Below are 18098 nucleotides of genomic sequence, written 5' to 3' on the forward strand. Positions count from 1 at the left end.
TCCTGGCACCTCACTCAGTCCAGTTTCCATCGTCAAAAGTTTCCTGCATTCCTGTGATTTTTTTTGCGCGTTCTTCTGCAATAAGAGCGGCATCATCCTCATCACGATAAAATGCTTTTTTAATTTCCTTCTCAAAATTTTGAATTACATTCCTCTTGTTAGAGATGGCTGCTGCTTTAGCTTCAATATCTAACAGAGATCTTTGCATTTCATATATCAAAGTCTCATTTGGGCATACTGACTGGCAAGTCTCTTGAAGAATACTTGCTTCAGCTGGCCCAAAATACTTGTTTTTGCTGATTGTCCCATCTTCATAGCGTTTTCCTGTAACAGATTCATAGATCTCAGGCAACAAGTCTTCAAACTCGTGCTTTTCATCCATCCAGATTTGACGAATAAACCTAAGTTCATCCATGGTGATCAGCGGCACATCCTTGATTTCCTCTGGTCCAATCTCATGAACAAGCTTCTCAACCTCTAACAGTCGAGTTAAAAAGTACTTGCGAGTTTCTTGTGTATATGGGCCGTGTACCAGTCGCTCATTGTGCCATGTTAGGCGTCCATCCATACGGCGAAAATCTCTACGCTTTCTATCAACTTCCCAAGTGCCGGCGATTTCGTTTCTAAATTCAAGCATGGGAAGCATCCACGCTTTCTCTTCGTCATTCTGGATCATAGCCGCCATAGATTTATCCTCAGAAACCATAGTACATACCCAACAACCAAAGCGACTGTTACCGCAACTGGGCGTAGATGTATCCAGTACCAATGGACACTCGCCATCCGCCGAGGCGCCACTATACATCGCTAACAAATCTTTGTTTGAGTGCCCCCAGGGGTTGGGGTATTGTACAAGATATTGCCAGACATTGTCGTTACTCCAGTCTTCAATAGGGGTAAAAACATAGGAGTTAGGAAACGACCCATTGGGACTAAGATGATCACGATAACGCTTCTTCTCATAACCTTCCATGACAGCTTTTCGGGTAGCACTCTCGGCTTTGCGCGTTCCAAGGACCAGGATTGCTTCACTCTCTGCATCCAAAATCTTTTTAATAAAACGGTTAGAAGGATCGATTTTCATGCGGTCAGTGCACCAACGAAAATCACGGCGAGGATATGGATAACCTCTCCCTATAAGATTTACCCAGAATGTGTTGGTGACCTCTGGAACAAGCCTATGGGGAATAATAGGCAACTTGTGTTCAGGGTTGTTTGCAGCTTCCTTCATGCGTGCAATAGATCGTGTGGCCCACAGCGCAACAACTGGGGATTCGACCAGTGTGTCGGTGCTAATAACATGAACGTGTTTGTGTAATTTATCCTTTGGAAGCTGAGAGAGAGCGGTCCAAACGAGCTGTACAACAGCGGTGGAATCTTTACCGCCACTGTATCCACAAATCCAGGGTATCTTATCTGCTAAATATACTTCCTGTATTGTATTAAGTACAATACGAATATCATCTTTGGTTAAATTAGCCATTCTATCCACCAATTTCTTCTGTCATAATATTTTCTATATATGTAGCCATGGCTTTTTGGGATGTACGGTTTGTAGCAACTTTTCCATGAACAAAGACCAGATTTTCCCATACAGGGTTGGTTTTATTCCAATCAACATGCGTTAAGTGGCGAAGATGAGCCTCCCATGTATCTGGATATCTTTGAATAATTTGATTTCCTCCAGATCCAATGGCATTGAGAGTGATACTCAATGTACAAATTGTATTTTTGCGCACATCAGAAGACTTGATTTGACCATCCTTCACGGCTTTCCAAAAAGGAATATGCTGAGATACCTGTTCCCAAAAATGAATTGCCAGGTTACATTTCTCCTCCAAGTCTAAGTCAAGATCTTTCAATAAAGCTTCTGTACCACTACAGATTGCACTCAAGGTGAACAGTGCTTTAGAACGATTAGAAATAGAGGTGTGTTCTTTTTCGGCCATATCCTGAAAGACACTAACCGTATCAATAACTCGCTTTGCAATAATGGATGATTCTTCTCGCGAGTTAAAAAGGATGTTAATTGATTTCGTAGGGCGAATTGCATAGCGGTTAAGGTCTGAAAACATTTGCTGAGAATGAGCAAGCCCTTCATCCCGATAGAAGACAACCGAGATATGCTCATTTTTTAGTTCAGGATTCCTTTTTATTGCTTCAGCGATAGCGGCCTGGCGATGCTGACCATCATTTATGAGGAACTTTGCGCTCATAGAAATTGTAATGTGACCGAGGAAGGGCTCATTCTCATTTAATGGAATAAACTCCATACCACCATCAACGGAAACTGTTATCGAAGAAAACACATAATCATCTGGATTCTCTAAAATATAATCTCGAATTTCTGGAATCCTGGCGCGATTTAGGATACGCTGTGCCCGAATTTCTGGTGGTAATTCTTCGCCAGCAAATTGAAAGATTTTAGGAATCACCTCTAATGGAACCATCGAGGTAAAGTATTCTCTTTTCGCCTGGATACCCTTGACGGCAGGAAATACAAAAGAAGCGAAACTCAAGAATGGCACCCTCTCTAACATAATAGATGATTGGACAGTGAACAGCAGAAAACAGGATCTGTAGCCCCGTCGTGGAGCAGTCATAACATGTCACATTATAAGCCATTTTGGAAGTTGTGTAAAGAGGGTGGAAGTCTGTTGTTTGTGTATTTTCAGGAAGATGCAAACAACGATAAAAGGAAGTTGTACTTGTAGGAAATCCTAAATGTAGGTATAGATTATTTACACCAAAGGGTGCCGGGTATTGATGTCCTCAAATCGTGAAAAAATTGATATAAATAGTCGAAATAGTTATGCCCTTTAAAATCGGGAGAAGTTCATGAATTGTCATTGTTCGGCAGATAAAGAAATTTTACGTAAGCTAAAAGCAGTCAAGTAAACTGGAGATATTAGATAAAACGCATCCAGACTGATTAAAACCTCTTACATGCAGAGAAAGGAGAGACGATGTATGAATGTCGTCTGTTTCGGTGATTCTAACACCTACGGCTACGATCCCCGCTCCTATCTGGGTGGCCGCTATGATCCGGACAGCCGATGGGTTGACATCCTGGCTGTGGAAACCGGCTGGAGTGTCTGCAACATGGGTCAGAATGGCCGAGAGATTCCATCTGCGGCCCTCGCCTTCCCTGCTGATACCGATTTGCTGATCGTCATGCTTGGGACCAACGACCTGCTCCAGGGACGAAGTCCGAAGCAGGCCGCTGATAGGATGGAGCGTTTTCTGTCCAGCCTTTCCTTGGATCGAAGTAAAATCCTGCTGATTGCCCCACCACCAGTACAGCTGGGCACGTGGGTGCCCAGCCAGCAGCTCATCGATGATTCCCGCACCTTTGCTCAACTCTGTCAGACCCTGGCAGAGCATCTGGGCATCCGCTCTGCCGACGCCGGAAAGTGGGACATCCCCTTGGCCTACGACGGCGTCCACTTTACGGAGCAGGGGCACAAAACCTTTGCAGCCGAACTTCTGGAGGAACTCAAATGAAACGAATCCTGCCTATACTGTTATCTCTTCTGCTGTTGACCGGGTGCGGCGGAAACTCTGCGGATGGCTACCAGCAGATCACCCAGGAGGAGGCCAAAGAGATGATGGACGCCCAGGAAGTCATCATCCTGGATGTGCGGGAGCAGGATGAGTACGACAGCGGCCACATCCCCGGCGCCGTCCTGTTGCCGGTGGGAACCATCGACGAGGATACCGCCGCCGAAGTGATCCCCGAAATGGATTCCACAGTTCTGGTGTACTGCCGCAGCGGGAACCGCAGCAAGACGGCATCCTCTGCTTTGGCAGAACTGGGCTACACCAACATCTACGAATTCGGCGGCATTAATACCTGGCCCTATGAGACGGAGTCGTAGACTCGGAAATAGGGAGCCTAAGCACATGTGAGGCCTGCAAAAACTGCATCGCCGATACAAAGAATACGCGGGACGCGCCTTTGGGCGCGTCCCGTTGTTCATTTTCTGCCGATTCGTCCTCACGGCTTCCCCAGCCAGTCCTTGAATTCGTCCAGGGTGATGACCTCCCGGTCACATTTCTTTTTCATCTCCCGGGCCTGTTCGCTCCAGGCATAGAACTGCTCGTCGGTGATACGGCCGGCCTTGATCCAGGCAAAGCGCTTCTTGTACTCCTTGCGGTAGGCCTTGAACACCGGATCGTCGGACTGTTTCTTGGTCCACTGCTGGAAGGCTCCGGCCTCCCGGCAGGTCTGCTGACCGGAGGGCACCGGGCGCTCACAGTACTCCGCGCTGACCCGGCCGGTCTGGGGGAACCAGCGGCCGCAGTTCTTGCACCGCCGGACGGTAATGCCGCGCTCCACGCAGCTGCGCAGGGAGTAGTCGATCATGTCCGAAATGTGAAGGGGATATAAGACCGGCGAGCACCGGCCCGGCTCCACCGGCTCAAAGCTGAGAGGGATGGGCCGGAAGGCGAACAGCTCCGGGTCCTTGGGGGCATCGTAGAGATAGTGGGCCGATGCCTGCTTCTGCGGGTCACGCCCCGCCTGATCCACATCCAGAACGAGATCAAAGAAGCGCTGTACCTGCTGCTGATACAGCGGAAGCTGCTCCGGAAGCCTCCGCAGTTCCTCCAGCATCTGCCGGTCCTCCTGTTCGCTGACCGGGATGTCCGCACCTATCCGGGAGAAGCGGTCATACCAGCGCACATACAGAAGTTCCAGATAGATGTGCTGGCTCTTCAGCTGGCCCAGCTCCACCATGGCGGCCGTGCCAGCCTCCCGGTCTCCATCTTGAAACAGACGCGCCCAGCTCTCTGCGATCCTACGGAGCGACGGAGTCAATTCGTCACAGTCCATTTCCAGAAAAGACAGCAGGCTCTCCAGGAACGGGAGTTCCTTGTTGGTCGAGGGAACGCCCTGGACCCCGTAGCTATCGAATTGGAAAACCTCTTTTTTCTCTGAAAAGTACATCTTGGCATACCACATGTCGGTATCCTCCAGAATAGACAATCATAAATTATTTTTAAGATAGTCTTGACAGCGATTGAAAATCATGTTACGATACAGTCGAAAAGGAACTGTCAAAATAATCTTACCATAGTCTAACACCGGAAAATCCGATTGTCAACGGGAAACTGATCCCAAACATTTGGAACGGCACCTTGAAAACCGAATACCCATCACCAGAGACGATACTCTCCGGGGAAGCAGCGCCAGGACGTTGTCGCAGGGCTCTGACAGCTGAGCGTGCCAAGGGGAAGAAAACGCTGTGTTGGTCAAACAAGGCCGCAGGGCAGGAACGGGTATGGTGCATGGCCAGACAGATCTAAAAAGACAGTTCCTGTAAAAAAGGCCGCCGAACTGCTGCAACAGTTCAGCGGCCTGCCGCGTTTCGGAAAACACAGCCTGATCTGTGTCTCAGTTTAACAGAGAGACCTCCGAAACGCAAGAAATTTTTTCTCTGAATTTGAAACACCGGAGGTACTAAAACATTGAAACTGTCTGTCTACAAATCCTACGACGACCTGCCCCTGTTCCTCAACGCCAAGATGGTGGCGCAGGTGCTGGGCGTGTCCATCTCCACCGCCTACGAGCTGCTCAACGATCCCGGTTTCCCCACACTGCGTGTGGGGAGCCGTATGGTAGTTCCGAAAGAACAGTTCATCCGGTGGGCGGAGGGACAGTCGGGAGGTGTGAAATGAGAAAACAGCACTGGCCCGAGCGGGACCCCATCAAGAACTACTTCCCCCTCCCCAACGAGATCTTCTCCCTGGGACTGTCTGCCGGGGCAATTGCAGTCTACGGGTTTCTCCTCCATCGGGAGGATCGGAGGACCTACCAGTGTGTGGCCAGCTACCGGACCATCGGAGAGGCGGTGGGGATGAGCGTCAACACGGTGCGCAAGTATGTGACCGAGCTGGAGGACCGGGGTCTGATCCGGACGGAGCGCACCACCGTCACCACCCGGGACGGCCGCACCCTTAACGGCTGTCTGCGTTACTACATCCTGCCCATCCAGATGTCCATCGAACAGTTCTATGCGCGGCAGCTCCACGCAGCTGATCTGGCGCTGGAACGACAGAGAGCGGAGCAGCGCATGGCGTCGCTGAAGAGGAAGGAGTGTGCATCCGGATGCTGATGCAGATAATCGACTGCATGATCGAGCAGGAACCGTCTCTGTCAGCACGGCGCACCGTAGACATGCGGCGGTACATTGTCAACCGGTGGAACCGTACGCACGAGGAGCCTATCGACGAAGATGGGGTGGCTCTGTTCCTCTGCGATGAGAGCCGTGGAACCCTGACAGATGAACAAAGGATCTTTGCGAGGGAGTGCCGTGAGGAGATAACGGCCTGCTATCGAAATGCGGTGTTCCAGATGTTTCAGTGCGGCGAGATGATGCGCCGGCATCTGGTGTCCGGGCCGGAGGAATACTGCCGGATTTTTCTGCCGCAGTATGCCGTTCCCTGCAGCAAGCAACTCTCCCCGTGTAACGGCCTGTAAGCCACCATGTGCCCTCTTTGGGGGCAGGGCAGAGTCCCTGCCCCACTGGGGGCTTTAAGGGCGGATTTGGCCCGATTTCGGGGGCTTCTGGAGAGGGCAAAATGGGGCCCCCGGCGAAACCCAGCGGAGCGGGTTCGCTGGGGAGAGGCGGAGCAGCGGAATGAGCGAGTTTTCGCCCCTGCGGGTCGAAAACGAGGGATATGGAGCTTGCGACGACGAGGAGCAGGAGAAAGCCCTGGCGCTTTTGTTGCGCCTGGGCAGTCACTTCCGCCCGCAGTGCGGGCGGTTTCCAGGGATGGAGGCTGACGCTTTTTTGGGTCGCCAAACCTGCGATTGACGCTGTTTTCAGGAAAACAGGCGAATACCCCCGCCGTTGCGGGATATTCGCTGACGCTATCACGGATTTGGGAGGTATTTGAAAATGAAAGAAAATAGACACAAACACACCATTTGGATGGATGACGATGTGTGGGATCAGGTAGAGTCACACTACCAGAAGGACAACTGTGCGAAAAGAAACGAATTTATCGAAAAGGCCATCCGTTTCTACTCCGGTTACCTGGACACGGAATCTGCCGATGCTTACCTGCCCCGGGTCCTCGCCGATGTGTTGGAAGGCAAGCTGAATGCATTCGGTAAACGGATGGGACACCTGCTGTTCAAGTTGTCGGTGGACCAAAATCTCATGGGGAATATTCTGGCTGCCGACATAGAGATTGACCCGGATCAGCTGCGAAAAGCCCGGGTCCGGTGCGTCAAAGAGGTGAAGGAAACCAACGGTGAAATCAGTTTCGAGGACACTGTCCGCTATCAACAGGAGGCTGAGTGATGCCTGGGTTGATCCAGAAGTCAGGCTACATCAAGCCGGGAAATGGCGGCGGACACTACGCCGAGTACATCGCCACCCGGGAGGGAGTGGAGCTGATTGAGGCTCCGTCCCCCTCCCACGACGGCGGCGGATACCTGGAATACATGGCCCAGCGTCCCCGCTCCCACGGCCTGTTCTCTGCTGACGGTCCCACCGATCTGGAACAGACCATGGAGGAGATCAACGGGCACACCGGGCCGGTGTGGACCTTCGTCTACTCCCTGAAACGGGAGGATGCCCACCGGCTGGGCTATGAAAACAGCGAGAGCTGGCGCAGGTTATTGCTGGCTCATCAAACAGAATTGGCGACAGCGATGAAAATACCGCCAGGCAGCTTCCGATGGTGTGCCGCCTTTCACGATGAAAAACACCACCCCCATATCCATATGATGGCCTGGTCTGCCAATCCCAAGCAGGGCTATCTGACTGAGAAAGGCATCGAGCAGATGCGCTCCCAGCTGTCCAACGATATCTTCCAGGACGAGCTATTGTCCCTCTATCAGCAGAAAGATCTGTCCTATCAACAGGTTCGGAACCAGGCAGCGGAGACCATGGGACGGCTCATCCGGGAGATGGAAACAGGTCTGTGCCACAGCCCGACCATTGCAGAGCAGATGGAGACGCTGGCCGGAATGCTGGAGGACCACAAGGGCAAAAAGGTCTACGGCTACCTGAAAAAGTCGGTGAAGGCGCAGGTGGACGCCATCGTGGACGAACTGGCCAAGGTCCCGGAGGTGGCGGGGTGCTATGAACAGTGGAATCAGTTCCGGGATGAACTGGAGCGTTACTACAAGGACGTGTCCAGAGAACACCTCCCCCTCTCCCAACAGAAGGAGTTCAAAGCTATCAAGAACATGGTCATCCGGGAGGCGGAGCGGCTCCGGTTGGGCACGGTTACCTTCGAGGACACCCGCATGAGGGACGAGGTGGATGAGGACCAGGATGCGGTGTACCTCGCCTGGGACTCCAGCTGGCGGATGACCGAAATCTACCAGAGTGCCAAAGAGGTACTGGAGGAGTACGAAAATCCAGAGGAGGAAAAAGCGGAACAGGTGCGGGTGCTGGAACAGCTCTGGCAGAGAGGTTTCCCCCTGGCCGCCTATCAGTTGGGCAAGTGCTGGCGGGACGGGCGGGGCGTCCTTCCCGACGACCAGCAGGCGGAACTGTGGTTCCAGCGGGCGGCGGAGGCGGGATATAACTTCGCCCAATACGCGCTGGGGAAGCTCCTGCAAAGCCAAAAGAGAATGGATGAGGCGGTATCCTGGTATGGAAAAGCGGCGGCCCAGGGGAACTCCCGGGCCGCCTACCGCCTGGGAAAGCTATATCTGGAGGGAGAATCTGTCCCGAAGGATGTGCCCAAAGCGATGGCCTATCTCACCGAGTCCGCCCAGCAGGGCAACCAGTACGCCCAGTACACTCTGGGGAAACTGTACCTCGCCGGCCAAGACGTCAAACAGGACCGGGAACAGGCCTGGGCGTATTTCTATGAATCGGCAGAACAGGGAAACGAGTACGCACAGTTCTTCCTGAATCACTTCGACCAGACCCGGAAACCCAATGTGTTCCTGTCAGCCACCAAACTGCTCCACCACCTGGGCCAGATTTTCCGGGAAAACTCGGTGCCCCCCGCCGCCCCGGTGGGGCAACAGGTGGACCGAAAGCTGCGGCGGAAAATCCGGGAAAAGAAGATCGCCATGGGCCACAAGCCAGATGACCATGAGGAGGTTCCCCGGCAGGACATGGGCGGCATGACCATGGGGTGGTAGCAATTGCCAATTAATCCGCAGTAAAAAATGCTGTTGAATTTTACAGCAGATCGAGGTATACTAAGGGCAAGAAAGGGGCTGAACACCATGCCGAACATCAAACCCATCTCCGATCTGCGTAATTACACGGAGGTTCTGCGTGACGTGGCAGTTGGCGCTCCGGTTTTTCTGACGAAGAATGGCCGGGGCCGCTACGCCATCGTGGACATGCAGGACTATGAGCGGACACAGGCCACCCTCCGGCTGATGAACGAGTTGGCCAAGGGCCGCAAGTCCGGGGAGGAAAAGGGCTGGTTGACGCTGGAGGCCGTAGAGAAACATCTCGGAATCGCAGATGAATAACCTGCATTTATCCGACGAGGCGCAGGCTGATTTGACCGGGATCAAGTCCTATATCGCAAAGAATTTGGAAAATCCCAGCGCAGCGATCTCCACGGTACGGAACATCACAAAGGACATCCGCAGATTGCGGGAGCACAGTCTGATTGGCCCGTCCCTGTCCTTGATTGCCGATGTCGAGAGTGACTATCGTTTCCTGGTGACCGGCAGTTACCTCACTTTTTACCGAGTTCTTGACAACGATGTCTATGTGGATCGTGTGCTCTACGGCCGCCGGGATTATCTTCGCATCCTCTTTGGAGATGTGCAGGACGACGAAACAAACGAATAGAGACAATCTTCTCCATAGGGAGAAACGATTTGTCACCGGAACCGTCTGCAGAGATGCAGGCGGTTTTTCTATGGCAGGCATATCAAAATCTGGACCGCAATGCAAAGATAAAAGCCTCCCACAGATGATAACTTTCTGAAAATAGTTGCAGTTGGGGGTAGCTATTGGAAGGAAGTTCGGGTATTGTGTGTTGCTGACAAAGGAGGCGGCACACATGAGAGACACACTGGAAAATCTATACTTTGGAAACATCACCCCCAACGATCAGATCGTCAAATCGGGAACTGCCCTGAAAAAGGCCATGGAGCAGTCAGCGGAGTGCGAGGAGAAACTCACCGCCCTGTTGGAGGACAAGGAAAAAACATTGCTGCTCCGGCTCATCAACGCGGAAAATGAGATCGGCAGCACCATGGCCCTGGAGAACTTCATCCTGGGCTTCCGTTTAGGAGTACGCATGATCCTGGAGGCCCTGGACGAGGACGACGGCAGTCTGCTCGACCCCAATAAGGAGGAATAGCCTATGGCAAAACGCAGGCCGTCCGGCGACGGCATGGTACGAAAGCGGGAGGACGGCCGCTGGGAGGGCCGCATCGTGGTGGGCCACAAGCAAAACGGCGAGTCCATCTTCCGGTATGTCCTGGCGAAAACGCAGAAGGAGCTGCTGGACAAGCTCCACCGGGACCTGGAGGCCTTTCAGGACGTGGAGCTCACCGAGGACAGCCGCATGGCCTTGGGCGAATGGCTGGACCGGTGGATGGAGGACTACGGCGCGGCCACCCTGCGGCCCAACACCCTCCGCAGTTACGAGCAGTTCATCCGATGCTACATCAAGCCCTATCTGGGGGATAAAATCGTGTCCCGGGTGACCCGCATGGACATCCAGAAGCTGTATCGAAAACTGAAACACGAGGGCCGTGTCCGCGAGCACCCGGAACACGGCCATGAGCTGTCGGACACCATGGTGCTTCGCATCCACACCATGCTCCACCGGTGCCTGAAGGACGCGGAGGCCGCCCATGTGGTTGCCCGGAACCCCACCGACGGGGCCATGGTGCCCAAGGCCAGCTATAAGCCGAAACAAGTCCTCACGAGGGAGCAGATGGAGACATTTCTGACGGCGGTGGACCGCAACGAGATCTGGCGGGACTTCTTCTACACGGAGCTGACTACCGGCCTGCGCCGGGGCGAGATCTGCGGGCTCATGTGGCAGGACTTCGACGAGAAGGCCGGGACACTGAAGATCCTCCGGTCAGTGAATGTCCCCAAGGCCGGGGAGCTGGAGATCGGTGAGACAAAGACCAGTCAAGGCCGGCGGACCATCCGCCTGCCGCCCAGCACCGTCCAGCGGCTGAAGGAGCGGAAAAAACACGCCGTCAGCCAGTGGATCTTCCCGGAACCGCTGGCTCCGGAGAAGCCGGTGCGCCCCAGCGCCGCCTACTACTGGATGAAACGGATCTTAAAAGAGGCAGGGCTTCCTGCGATCCGATTCCACGATTTAAGGCACACTTTTGCCACCCACGCCCTCACCAGCGGGGTGGACGCCAAGACATTGTCCGGCATCCTGGGCCACACCAACGCCAGCTTCACCCTGGACACCTACACCCATGTGACGCCGGACATGCAGCAGGAGGCCAGCCACATCGTGGGCGGCTTTCTGGAAGATCTCCTGGGGAAAGACCTGAAACTGTGGCAGAGAGACACGCCGGAAGGAGGTGCCTGCCATGGGTAAGCGCCGGAAAAAGGGAGAGGGCTCTGTCCGCCAGCGGAAGGACGGTCGCTGGGAGGGCCGGGTGGTCATCGGCTACGACGAGAAGGGGCTGCCCAGGACAAAGAACGTCCTGGCCAAGACAAAGCGGGAGTGCCAGGAGAAGCTGAAGCAGCTCCGGGAGACGATGACTGGCCCCAGGACGGAGAAGGTCCGGCCGGAGATGCCCTTCGGGGAATGGCTGGACTTTTGGTATCAGAACTATGTGAAGCCCCAGATCCGCCCCACCACCCAGGCCAACTACGAGGCGAAGATCTATCAGCACATCATCCCGGAACTGGGAAAGATCCCCCTGAACCAGCTGGCACAGAAAGACCTCCAGCAGTTCTATGCCCGGATGAAAACGGCTGGACGGCTCATCCGCACGGAGCAGTTCGGCAAGGGGCTGTCCGACTCCATGGTCCGCGGCCTCCACGCCGCCTGCCGGTCCGCGCTGGACAAGGCAGTGCAGGAGGAGCTGATCCGCACCAACCCGGCGGTGGGCTGCAAGCTGCCGCCCAAGCGTGGCCGGGAGATGCAGGTGCTGGGCCGGGAGGAGCTCCAGCGGTTCCTCATCCAGGCCCAGGCGGAGGGCTACTACGAGTTGTTCCTTCTGGACTTATGCACCGGTCTGCGGCGGGGCGAACTACTGGCCCTCCAGTGGGACGACCTGGACTTCAAGACCGGGGCCCTGACCGTGAACAAGCAGGTCTACGAGGTGCGAGGCCAGCTCCAGGTGAGCGTCCCCAAAACCCGTGCCTCCACCCGCAGGCTGGTCCTGCCGCCCGGCGTGGTGGAGGTGCTGCGGGCGTATCGGGAGACGGTGGACTCCCGGTGGATGTTCCCCTCGCCGGTCAAAGAGGATATGCCCATGACGCCGGGAGCGGTGCGCCGGCGGCTCCAGATCATTCTGGAGCGGGCCGGGTGTAAGAGGATCAGATTCCACGATTTACGCCACACCTTTGCCACCTTGTCCCTGGAAAACGGCATGGATGTGAAGACCCTCTCCGCCATGCTGGGCCATGTGTCGGCGGCCACTACCCTGGACATCTACACCCACGTCACCGGGGATATGCAGACCGAGGCGGCGGCCAAGATCGACCGGGGACTGGGCAACGAGGTGCGGGAGGAATCTGCTCAGATAGAGCAGGACTTGGCTGCGAACTTCCAGCCAGTGCTGAGAAAGACCCGGAAGCCCGGCACTGGGTGTATTACCCAGATCAATGATCATCTGTTTGAGGGCCGCTACTCCCCCACCTGGCCGGACGGCACAAAGCACTCCAAATGCGTCTACGCTCACACTCGGGAGGAATGTGAGGCGAAGCTGAAGGTGCTGATCCAGCAGATGAACACAGAGCGGCAGGCCCTGTGGGACAAAATGCGGGGCATCACTCCGCCGGGTAAGCTCACGAAAACCCAGAAGAAGATCTGGACGTACATGAAGTTCCACCCCGATGTGAACAGCTACCGGGCCATCGCCAGAGGCGCCGGGGTGACCCGGCATACGGCGGCCAAGTGGTATGAGATGATCAGGGGGATGCTGGGGCGGGAAATCTGAATAGAGGAGGATCGTATCATAACTCGATACGATCCTCTTTCATTTGTCATTATATCAATGTTTTCAATCTCATGACGGGCGATAATCTTTGAGAAGGAGTCCCCGGTTAGGGATGAAAGTATTCTGGGTAACGGTCGTCTCCTCGGTTTTCAGGACGCAGAAGGGCAAAAAGCAACGGTCACATGCCGTCCCGGAGCACGTCCTGATCCCGCAAGACTTTCTCGATGACAGTACCCCGGATTGCTTTCAGCAGAGGCTTTTTCAGCAGCTCCAGAGGACCGGGCAGCGAAACCTCCAGGGGGGACCTGCCGTCCATCAGGCAGACGGTGCTGTGCAGCAGCTCCCGGATGTCGTACACGCTGCCCCACACCTCGGGCACCCCACGGTCCACCCCCAGCAGGCCGTAGACGGCCTCCATAGCGGTGCGCACGGAGTACTCGGTGGTGAATACGGTGTCCCGCGGGGTGTCGGCGAACTGGCCCAGGAAGGCGAAGTTCACACAGCCGTCGGGGATCACATCGGGCCGGTCTCCCCTGGTCCGGGGCATGAAGAAAGCGGTGATGTAGGGCATCATGGTGGGCACACAGACGGCACTGTGGGCGGCCAGGTCTGGGATCTGTTCCACCGGCACGCCGATGTGGTAGAGCCACTCCTGGGTGATCTCCTTTCCGGTGCAGTCCTTCATGGGCTTCTTCACGAAGTCTCCGGGCACATCAGTAAAGAGGCCGTACACCCAGACGCACACTCGCTCCGGCTCCTGCTCCTTGAACTGCCCCTGGCGGTTGATGGTCCAGCTCAGCAGCCACTTGGAGTCCTGACAGCTGACAATGCCGCCGGTGACCACCTTTCCGGTGCGGGGATCCCGCTTGCAGATGTTGGTGATGTAGGGGAGGATCTTATCGTCCAGAGTGGTGATGGTGGCCGACTCCCAGTTGGTCTTGGAGATGTCGGAGCAGAACTTCTCCGGACGGCCAAAGGCGGGGTCCTGCTTGGCAATGTTCTTCCACAGGTTCCAGCACCCACTGGTGCGTACCTCCGCATCCCCGTTGGGGGCATGGTCCTGGTCGCCGTAGATGGTCCCCTCCGTGCAGGAGCCGTTGGTGACAAACACCAGGTCGTTCTCCGTGAGGACGATGCCCTGCTCCGCGCCGTTGACCCGGCACTCGATGGCGGTGGCCGTCTTTCTGCCATCTTGGATGTCGAAGATCACGTTTGTGACCTCGGTGCCGAACCGGAAGTCCACCCCGGCTTTCTCCAGGTACTTCTGCATGGGCAGGATCAGGGACTCGTATTGGTTGTACCGAGTAAATTTCAGGGCGCTGAAGTCGGGGAGCCCCGCGATGTGGTGGATGAAGCGCTGGAAGTAGAGCTTCATCTCCAGGGCGCTGTGCCAGTTCTCAAAGGCGAACATGGTCCGCCAGTACAGCCAGAAGGTGGAGGAGAACACCTCATCGTCAAAGACGTCCTCGATGGTCTTGTCGTACAGGTCCTCATCCGGGGTCATGAAGAGCTTCATGATCTCCATGCACCCCTTCTGGCTGATATTGAATTTTCCGTCAGTGTGGGCGTCCCGGCCCCGGCCCACCGTGGCCCGGCACAGGGAGTAGTTGGGGTCGTGCTTGTTGAGCCAGTAAAACTCGTCCAGCACCGAGGCCCCCGGCTTCTCCAGGGAGGGGATGGAGCGGAACAGGTCCCACAGGCACTCAAAGTGGTCCTCCATTTCCCGGCCGCCCCGCATCACATAGCCCCGGCAGGGATCAAAGATGCCGTCGCAGGCTCCGCCGGCCACGTCCATGGCCTCCAGGATGTGGATGTGGTCCCCGGACATCTGCCCGTCCCGCACCAGGAAGCAGGCCGCCGCCAGAGCCGCCAGGCCGCTGCCCACGATGTAGGCGTTTTTATTCTCCACCCCCTCCGGTTTCTCTGGCCGGGCGAAGGCCTCATAGTTGCCGTTGGTGTAATAGATACCCTTGCGGTTTTTCTGATGCCGGCCCAGCTCCGTATTCCGGTAGGATGCCGGGTCGGAGGTGCGGGGTTCGGATTTCTCCGCTATTTTTTTGCCGTCGGACGCCTTTTTCGCCAGAATCACCGCCGCACCCGCTCCGGCCGCGGCCGCTGCCGCGGTCAGCTTGCCAAATTTCTTATCCATGTTAGATCCGCCTTTCCAATCCCGCCGCAGCGCGGTGGGATCTGTTTGATGGTCTGATCTTACTCCAACCGGGCATTCCATTCCATTTACAATCCAGGCCCAATGATCAAAAACTGATCATCGGGCCCGGATTGTAAAGCGGCGCTCATTCTTGGCGTGTAAAGTTGCGAATGGCGTTGGCGATGCTGCCGTGCATGGCGGCGCTGATCTTTCCCGCCAGCGCCTGGGGATCGGCCGTCATCCCCTGGCGGATCCAGTCCAGCATGACCCCCACAAAGCTGTACTTGTAAAATTCCGCGATAAAGGACTTGTCCTCCTCAGAGACGGCCACCCCCTGGCTCTGCTCCTCCACCACGCCCCGGATCAGGCCGTAGGTCAGCTGGTAGAGAAACCGCTCCATCTGTTCCCGGCTGATACAGCGGTAAGCATTGAGGATGAACGGCTTGTTTTCCAGCACCGCCTCAAAGATCTGCAAAAGCCCCTCCTGCCAGGTCTCATAGGTCTTTTTTCCCTGGAGGGCCTTGGACGCGTCCTCGATGCAGGCCCACTCCACCAGGTCATAGATGTCCTTGAAGTGGTAGTAGAAGGCCATGCGGCTGATGCCGCAGTCCTCGGTAATGTCCCGGATGGTGATCTTATCCAGGGGCTTTTTCAGCAGCATATGTTTCAGGGATTCCTCCAGAGCCTGCTTTGTGGTGTTTGGCATACTTCCGCGCCTCCTTTTCGTGCTGCCGGATCACAGCCGCGATGATCTCCGCCGCAATGTGAGAACCCAGTTCAGTGGGGTGGGCTCCGTCGGCGGCGTAGAGGTCCTGGGTATCAGATAACGCATAAAACCACCGGCCCACATCGGCAATCAAAGCGTTATTGTCCCGTGCCGCCTGGTAGTAGGCCTCGGACAGCTTTTGGGCCATCTCGTCGTAGTCCCAGCCCTTGGCCGCCAGCTTGGCCCCGCCCTTCTGATAGGCCCAGGTAGCAAACAAAATTGGGACCGCCCCGTTTGCCCGGATCTGCCGGCAGAGCCGCTCCACGCTGGAGAAGAAGCTCTTGGGGGCAGTGATGGGGCCGTGGCTCATCTCCTGAAGCACCACATAGTCCCACTTTTCATTCTGGAGCGCCTTCTGGGTCTGACTGCCCAGCCTGGTGCTGGGGTTCAGCTGTTCCGACAGCCTTGCCCCGCCCCGGGTATGGTGGACCACCTCCGCCCCAGTCAGACCGGCAAGCATCTGTGGCATATGGTTGGTGAATGTAAAGCTGTTGCCCAGCATGAGGATCCGCATAGCACTGCTCCATACTTGTTTCTTTCACTGCTTTCCACTGCCATTATACACGGCCCAGTTGGGAGGAACAAGACCACAATGAGCGGCCAGACCTATCAGATTTTGCGATACAAGATTCAAAGATAAGGCTGCGGCAGCGTGAACTGATTGCGAATGGGTGGTCACGACCCCATATTTCAAAAATTGTGTAGTTTGCCTTTTCCTCTTTTCTGAATAAATCATGGTGAATAGTGGCTCAAAAATCCATTTACGGAGAAAATTCAAAACAAATCCGCAAAAGTGAGTTGACCACATTTGAGGCCATATTTGTGCAGAACGCTAACCAAATTATTGCTCAAAAAGTTATGAAAACCGCCTCAAAACTGATATTTTGAGGCGGTTTTTGGTCCGAGTGGGGAGACTCGAACTCCCGGCATCTTGCTCCCAAAGCAAGCGCGCTACCAGCTGCGCTACACCCGGATATTTCATTTTTCTGTATGGTACCATGCGGAGAAAGAAAAAGTAAGTTTTTCATGTCTGTGGGCAACTCTGTGGTCAAACCCGATTTTGCGGGAGTTTTTCAACTGAGGGATTTCCGCCGCAAGCTACTGTCCTAAGGACTTCCGAAATCTCGCTTTCAAAGGAATGGATAGGTCATCTATCCACTCAAATCAAGCGCAATACTACCTTCACTATATCCAGATATTCGATGTTTCATTTTACATTTGATATATACCAACAAACCGGCATATTGTTTGCTCACAGACTGACAATCAGCTAACAAAATATAGTATAGTATATTTTGAAAAAGATTGCAAGTATTCCTATCAATATGATAAGATATTTTTGTAACAAACCTGAGAGGTGACATCCCTATGAGAATGAGAAAAAAGCCCAATCTAATTCCCCGAATGGAGCGGTGTGCCCGTTTTTTGATTCGCGAACCGTCCTCCTACCGGGGACATTGGAGACAGTTAAAGCCGGACGCCAAGGAAATTAGGCTAGAGATCGGATGTGGAAAGGGGCGGTTTTCTGCGGAGACCGCTCAACGGAACCCAGATGTCTTATATATCGCTTTAGAGCGGGTGCCTGACGCCATGGTCATTGCTATGGAGCGAAGCATGGAAAAGGGACTGGATAATATTCTTTTTATTGATGGTGACGCAGCCAAGCTCCGGGATTATTTTGCGCCGGGAGAGGTGGATCTGCTGTATATCAATTTTTGCGATCCATGGCCAGGGTTGAAACACGCCCGCCGCAGATTGACCCACGAGCAATTCCTGGTTCTGTATCGTGGGATCCTTAGAGAGGGGGGGCAGATCCACTTCAAGAGCGACAACCGGGATCTGTTTGAGTGGTCCCTTTTCCAATTTCCAAAGGCTGGATTCATACTATCTGAAGTTACTCGTGATCTCCACGGACAGGGTATCAACGGGGTAATGACGGATTATGAAGAAAAATTCTATCAAATGGGGACGCCTATCAACCGCTGCGTAGGAACGAAGGAAGCGATGAATCCGGAGCCGGAATATAAGCCCATCGTAGGACCTGACCAGAGCCGCAGGACAAAGACGGATGCGGAGACGGGATAGAAGGAGAGCGG

Annotated in this window: 20 protein-coding genes and 1 tRNA gene; 14 read left to right on the forward strand and 7 right to left on the reverse strand. The window is 54.8% G+C overall.

Features of this window, described 5'->3' with window-relative positions; translation table 11 throughout:
* Positions 1 to 10: 10 nt before the first annotated feature.
* Both dndC and dndB read right to left on the reverse strand, forming a co-directional pair.
* Positions 11 to 1483, reverse strand: coding sequence for a DNA phosphorothioation system sulfurtransferase DndC (dndC, locus tag WKS99_RS06750; RefSeq protein WP_340405622.1), 1473 nt, complete (start codon positions 1481 to 1483; stop codon positions 11 to 13).
* Between the two features lies 1 nt (position 1484).
* Positions 1485 to 2519: a DNA sulfur modification protein DndB gene (gene dndB / locus WKS99_RS06755; protein ID WP_340405623.1), complete on the reverse strand. Its 1035-nt coding sequence runs from the start codon at positions 2517 to 2519 to the stop codon at positions 1485 to 1487.
* Positions 2520 to 2970: 451 nt separating this feature from the next.
* Between dndB and WKS99_RS06760 the strand changes: the two genes are divergently transcribed.
* Both WKS99_RS06760 and WKS99_RS06765 read left to right on the forward strand, forming a co-directional pair.
* Entirely contained in the window at positions 2971 to 3504 is a 534-nt protein-coding gene (locus tag WKS99_RS06760; RefSeq protein ID WP_340405624.1) for a GDSL-type esterase/lipase family protein, read from the forward strand.
* Positions 3501 to 3878, forward strand: a complete 378-nt coding sequence (locus WKS99_RS06765) for a rhodanese-like domain-containing protein (RefSeq protein ID WP_204876479.1) — start codon at positions 3501 to 3503, stop codon at positions 3876 to 3878. The genes WKS99_RS06760 and WKS99_RS06765 overlap by 4 nt, the downstream gene beginning before the upstream one ends.
* 119 nt (positions 3879 to 3997) lie before the next feature.
* Here WKS99_RS06765 and WKS99_RS06770 read toward each other — a convergent pair whose 3' ends face one another.
* Positions 3998 to 4963: a DUF6076 domain-containing protein gene (locus WKS99_RS06770; protein ID WP_340405625.1), complete on the reverse strand. Its 966-nt coding sequence runs from the start codon at positions 4961 to 4963 to the stop codon at positions 3998 to 4000.
* Between the two features lie 506 nt (positions 4964 to 5469).
* On the opposite strand from WKS99_RS06770, the gene WKS99_RS06775 reads away from it, so the two are divergent.
* The 11 genes from WKS99_RS06775 (at position 5470) to WKS99_RS06825 (ending at position 13087) form a co-directional block, all read left to right on the forward strand.
* Entirely contained in the window at positions 5470 to 5679 is a 210-nt protein-coding gene (locus tag WKS99_RS06775; protein ID WP_340405626.1) for a helix-turn-helix domain-containing protein, read from the forward strand.
* Positions 5676 to 6116 carry a helix-turn-helix domain-containing protein gene (locus WKS99_RS06780; RefSeq protein ID WP_340405627.1) on the forward strand — a complete coding sequence of 147 codons (441 nt, stop codon included), beginning with the start codon at positions 5676 to 5678 and terminating at the stop codon, positions 6114 to 6116. Before WKS99_RS06775 ends, WKS99_RS06780 begins: the two co-directional genes overlap by 4 nt.
* On the forward strand, positions 6110 to 6481 hold the full coding sequence (locus WKS99_RS06785) for a hypothetical protein (RefSeq protein ID WP_340405628.1): 372 nt from the start codon (positions 6110 to 6112) through the stop codon (positions 6479 to 6481). Before WKS99_RS06780 ends, WKS99_RS06785 begins: the two co-directional genes overlap by 7 nt.
* Positions 6482 to 6641: 160 nt before the next feature.
* Positions 6642 to 6818 carry a hypothetical protein gene (locus tag WKS99_RS06790; RefSeq protein ID WP_340405629.1) on the forward strand — a complete coding sequence of 59 codons (177 nt, stop codon included), beginning with the start codon at positions 6642 to 6644 and terminating at the stop codon, positions 6816 to 6818.
* A gap of 84 nt (positions 6819 to 6902) precedes the next feature.
* Positions 6903 to 7310, forward strand: a complete 408-nt coding sequence (locus WKS99_RS06795; protein WP_340405630.1) for a hypothetical protein — start codon at positions 6903 to 6905, stop codon at positions 7308 to 7310.
* Positions 7310 to 9115 (forward strand): MobP3 family relaxase, encoded by a 1806-nt coding sequence (gene mobP3, locus WKS99_RS06800; protein ID WP_340405631.1) that lies wholly within the window; start codon positions 7310 to 7312, stop codon positions 9113 to 9115. The genes WKS99_RS06795 and mobP3 overlap by 1 nt, the downstream gene beginning before the upstream one ends.
* Positions 9116 to 9202: 87 nt before the next feature.
* A complete protein-coding gene (locus tag WKS99_RS06805) occupies positions 9203 to 9457 on the forward strand; it encodes a type II toxin-antitoxin system prevent-host-death family antitoxin (RefSeq protein WP_071429261.1) in 255 nt (84 codons plus the stop codon).
* Complete coding sequence (locus WKS99_RS06810; protein ID WP_340405632.1) at positions 9450 to 9785, forward strand: type II toxin-antitoxin system RelE/ParE family toxin; 336 nt, start codon at positions 9450 to 9452, stop codon at positions 9783 to 9785. Before WKS99_RS06805 ends, WKS99_RS06810 begins: the two co-directional genes overlap by 8 nt.
* A 214-nt stretch (positions 9786 to 9999) precedes the next feature.
* On the forward strand, positions 10000 to 10302 hold the full coding sequence (locus WKS99_RS06815) for a DUF6809 family protein (protein WP_087397577.1): 303 nt from the start codon (positions 10000 to 10002) through the stop codon (positions 10300 to 10302).
* A gap of 3 nt (positions 10303 to 10305) precedes the next feature.
* Entirely contained in the window at positions 10306 to 11514 is a 1209-nt protein-coding gene (locus tag WKS99_RS06820) for a tyrosine-type recombinase/integrase (RefSeq protein WP_340405633.1), read from the forward strand.
* Entirely contained in the window at positions 11507 to 13087 is a 1581-nt protein-coding gene (locus WKS99_RS06825) for a tyrosine-type recombinase/integrase (protein WP_340405634.1), read from the forward strand. Before WKS99_RS06820 ends, WKS99_RS06825 begins: the two co-directional genes overlap by 8 nt.
* Before the next feature lie 178 nt (positions 13088 to 13265).
* On the opposite strand, the gene WKS99_RS06830 is transcribed toward WKS99_RS06825, so the two are convergent.
* The 4 genes from WKS99_RS06830 to WKS99_RS06845 all read right to left on the reverse strand — a co-directional run bounded on the left by WKS99_RS06830 (position 13266) and on the right by WKS99_RS06845 (position 16975).
* Positions 13266 to 15236 carry an oleate hydratase gene (locus tag WKS99_RS06830; RefSeq protein ID WP_340405635.1) on the reverse strand — a complete coding sequence of 657 codons (1971 nt, stop codon included), beginning with the start codon at positions 15234 to 15236 and terminating at the stop codon, positions 13266 to 13268.
* Positions 15237 to 15381: 145 nt separating this feature from the next.
* Positions 15382 to 15942: a TetR/AcrR family transcriptional regulator gene (locus WKS99_RS06835; RefSeq protein ID WP_340405636.1), complete on the reverse strand. Its 561-nt coding sequence runs from the start codon at positions 15940 to 15942 to the stop codon at positions 15382 to 15384.
* Entirely contained in the window at positions 15872 to 16516 is a 645-nt protein-coding gene (locus tag WKS99_RS06840; RefSeq protein WP_340405637.1) for an SGNH/GDSL hydrolase family protein, read from the reverse strand. The genes WKS99_RS06835 and WKS99_RS06840 overlap by 71 nt, the downstream gene beginning before the upstream one ends.
* 383 nt (positions 16517 to 16899) lie before the next feature.
* Positions 16900 to 16975: transfer RNA gene (locus tag WKS99_RS06845), tRNA-Pro, on the reverse strand.
* A gap of 395 nt (positions 16976 to 17370) precedes the next feature.
* Here WKS99_RS06845 and trmB point away from each other — a divergent pair.
* Positions 17371 to 18087: a tRNA (guanosine(46)-N7)-methyltransferase TrmB gene (trmB, locus tag WKS99_RS06850; RefSeq protein WP_147571256.1), complete on the forward strand. Its 717-nt coding sequence runs from the start codon at positions 17371 to 17373 to the stop codon at positions 18085 to 18087.
* The last annotated feature ends 11 nt before the right edge of the window (positions 18088 to 18098 follow it).

The organism is Flintibacter sp. HCN-6482 (assembly GCF_037892565.1).
Taxonomy (GTDB): Bacteria; Bacillota; Clostridia; order Oscillospirales; family Oscillospiraceae; genus Lawsonibacter; species Lawsonibacter aceti.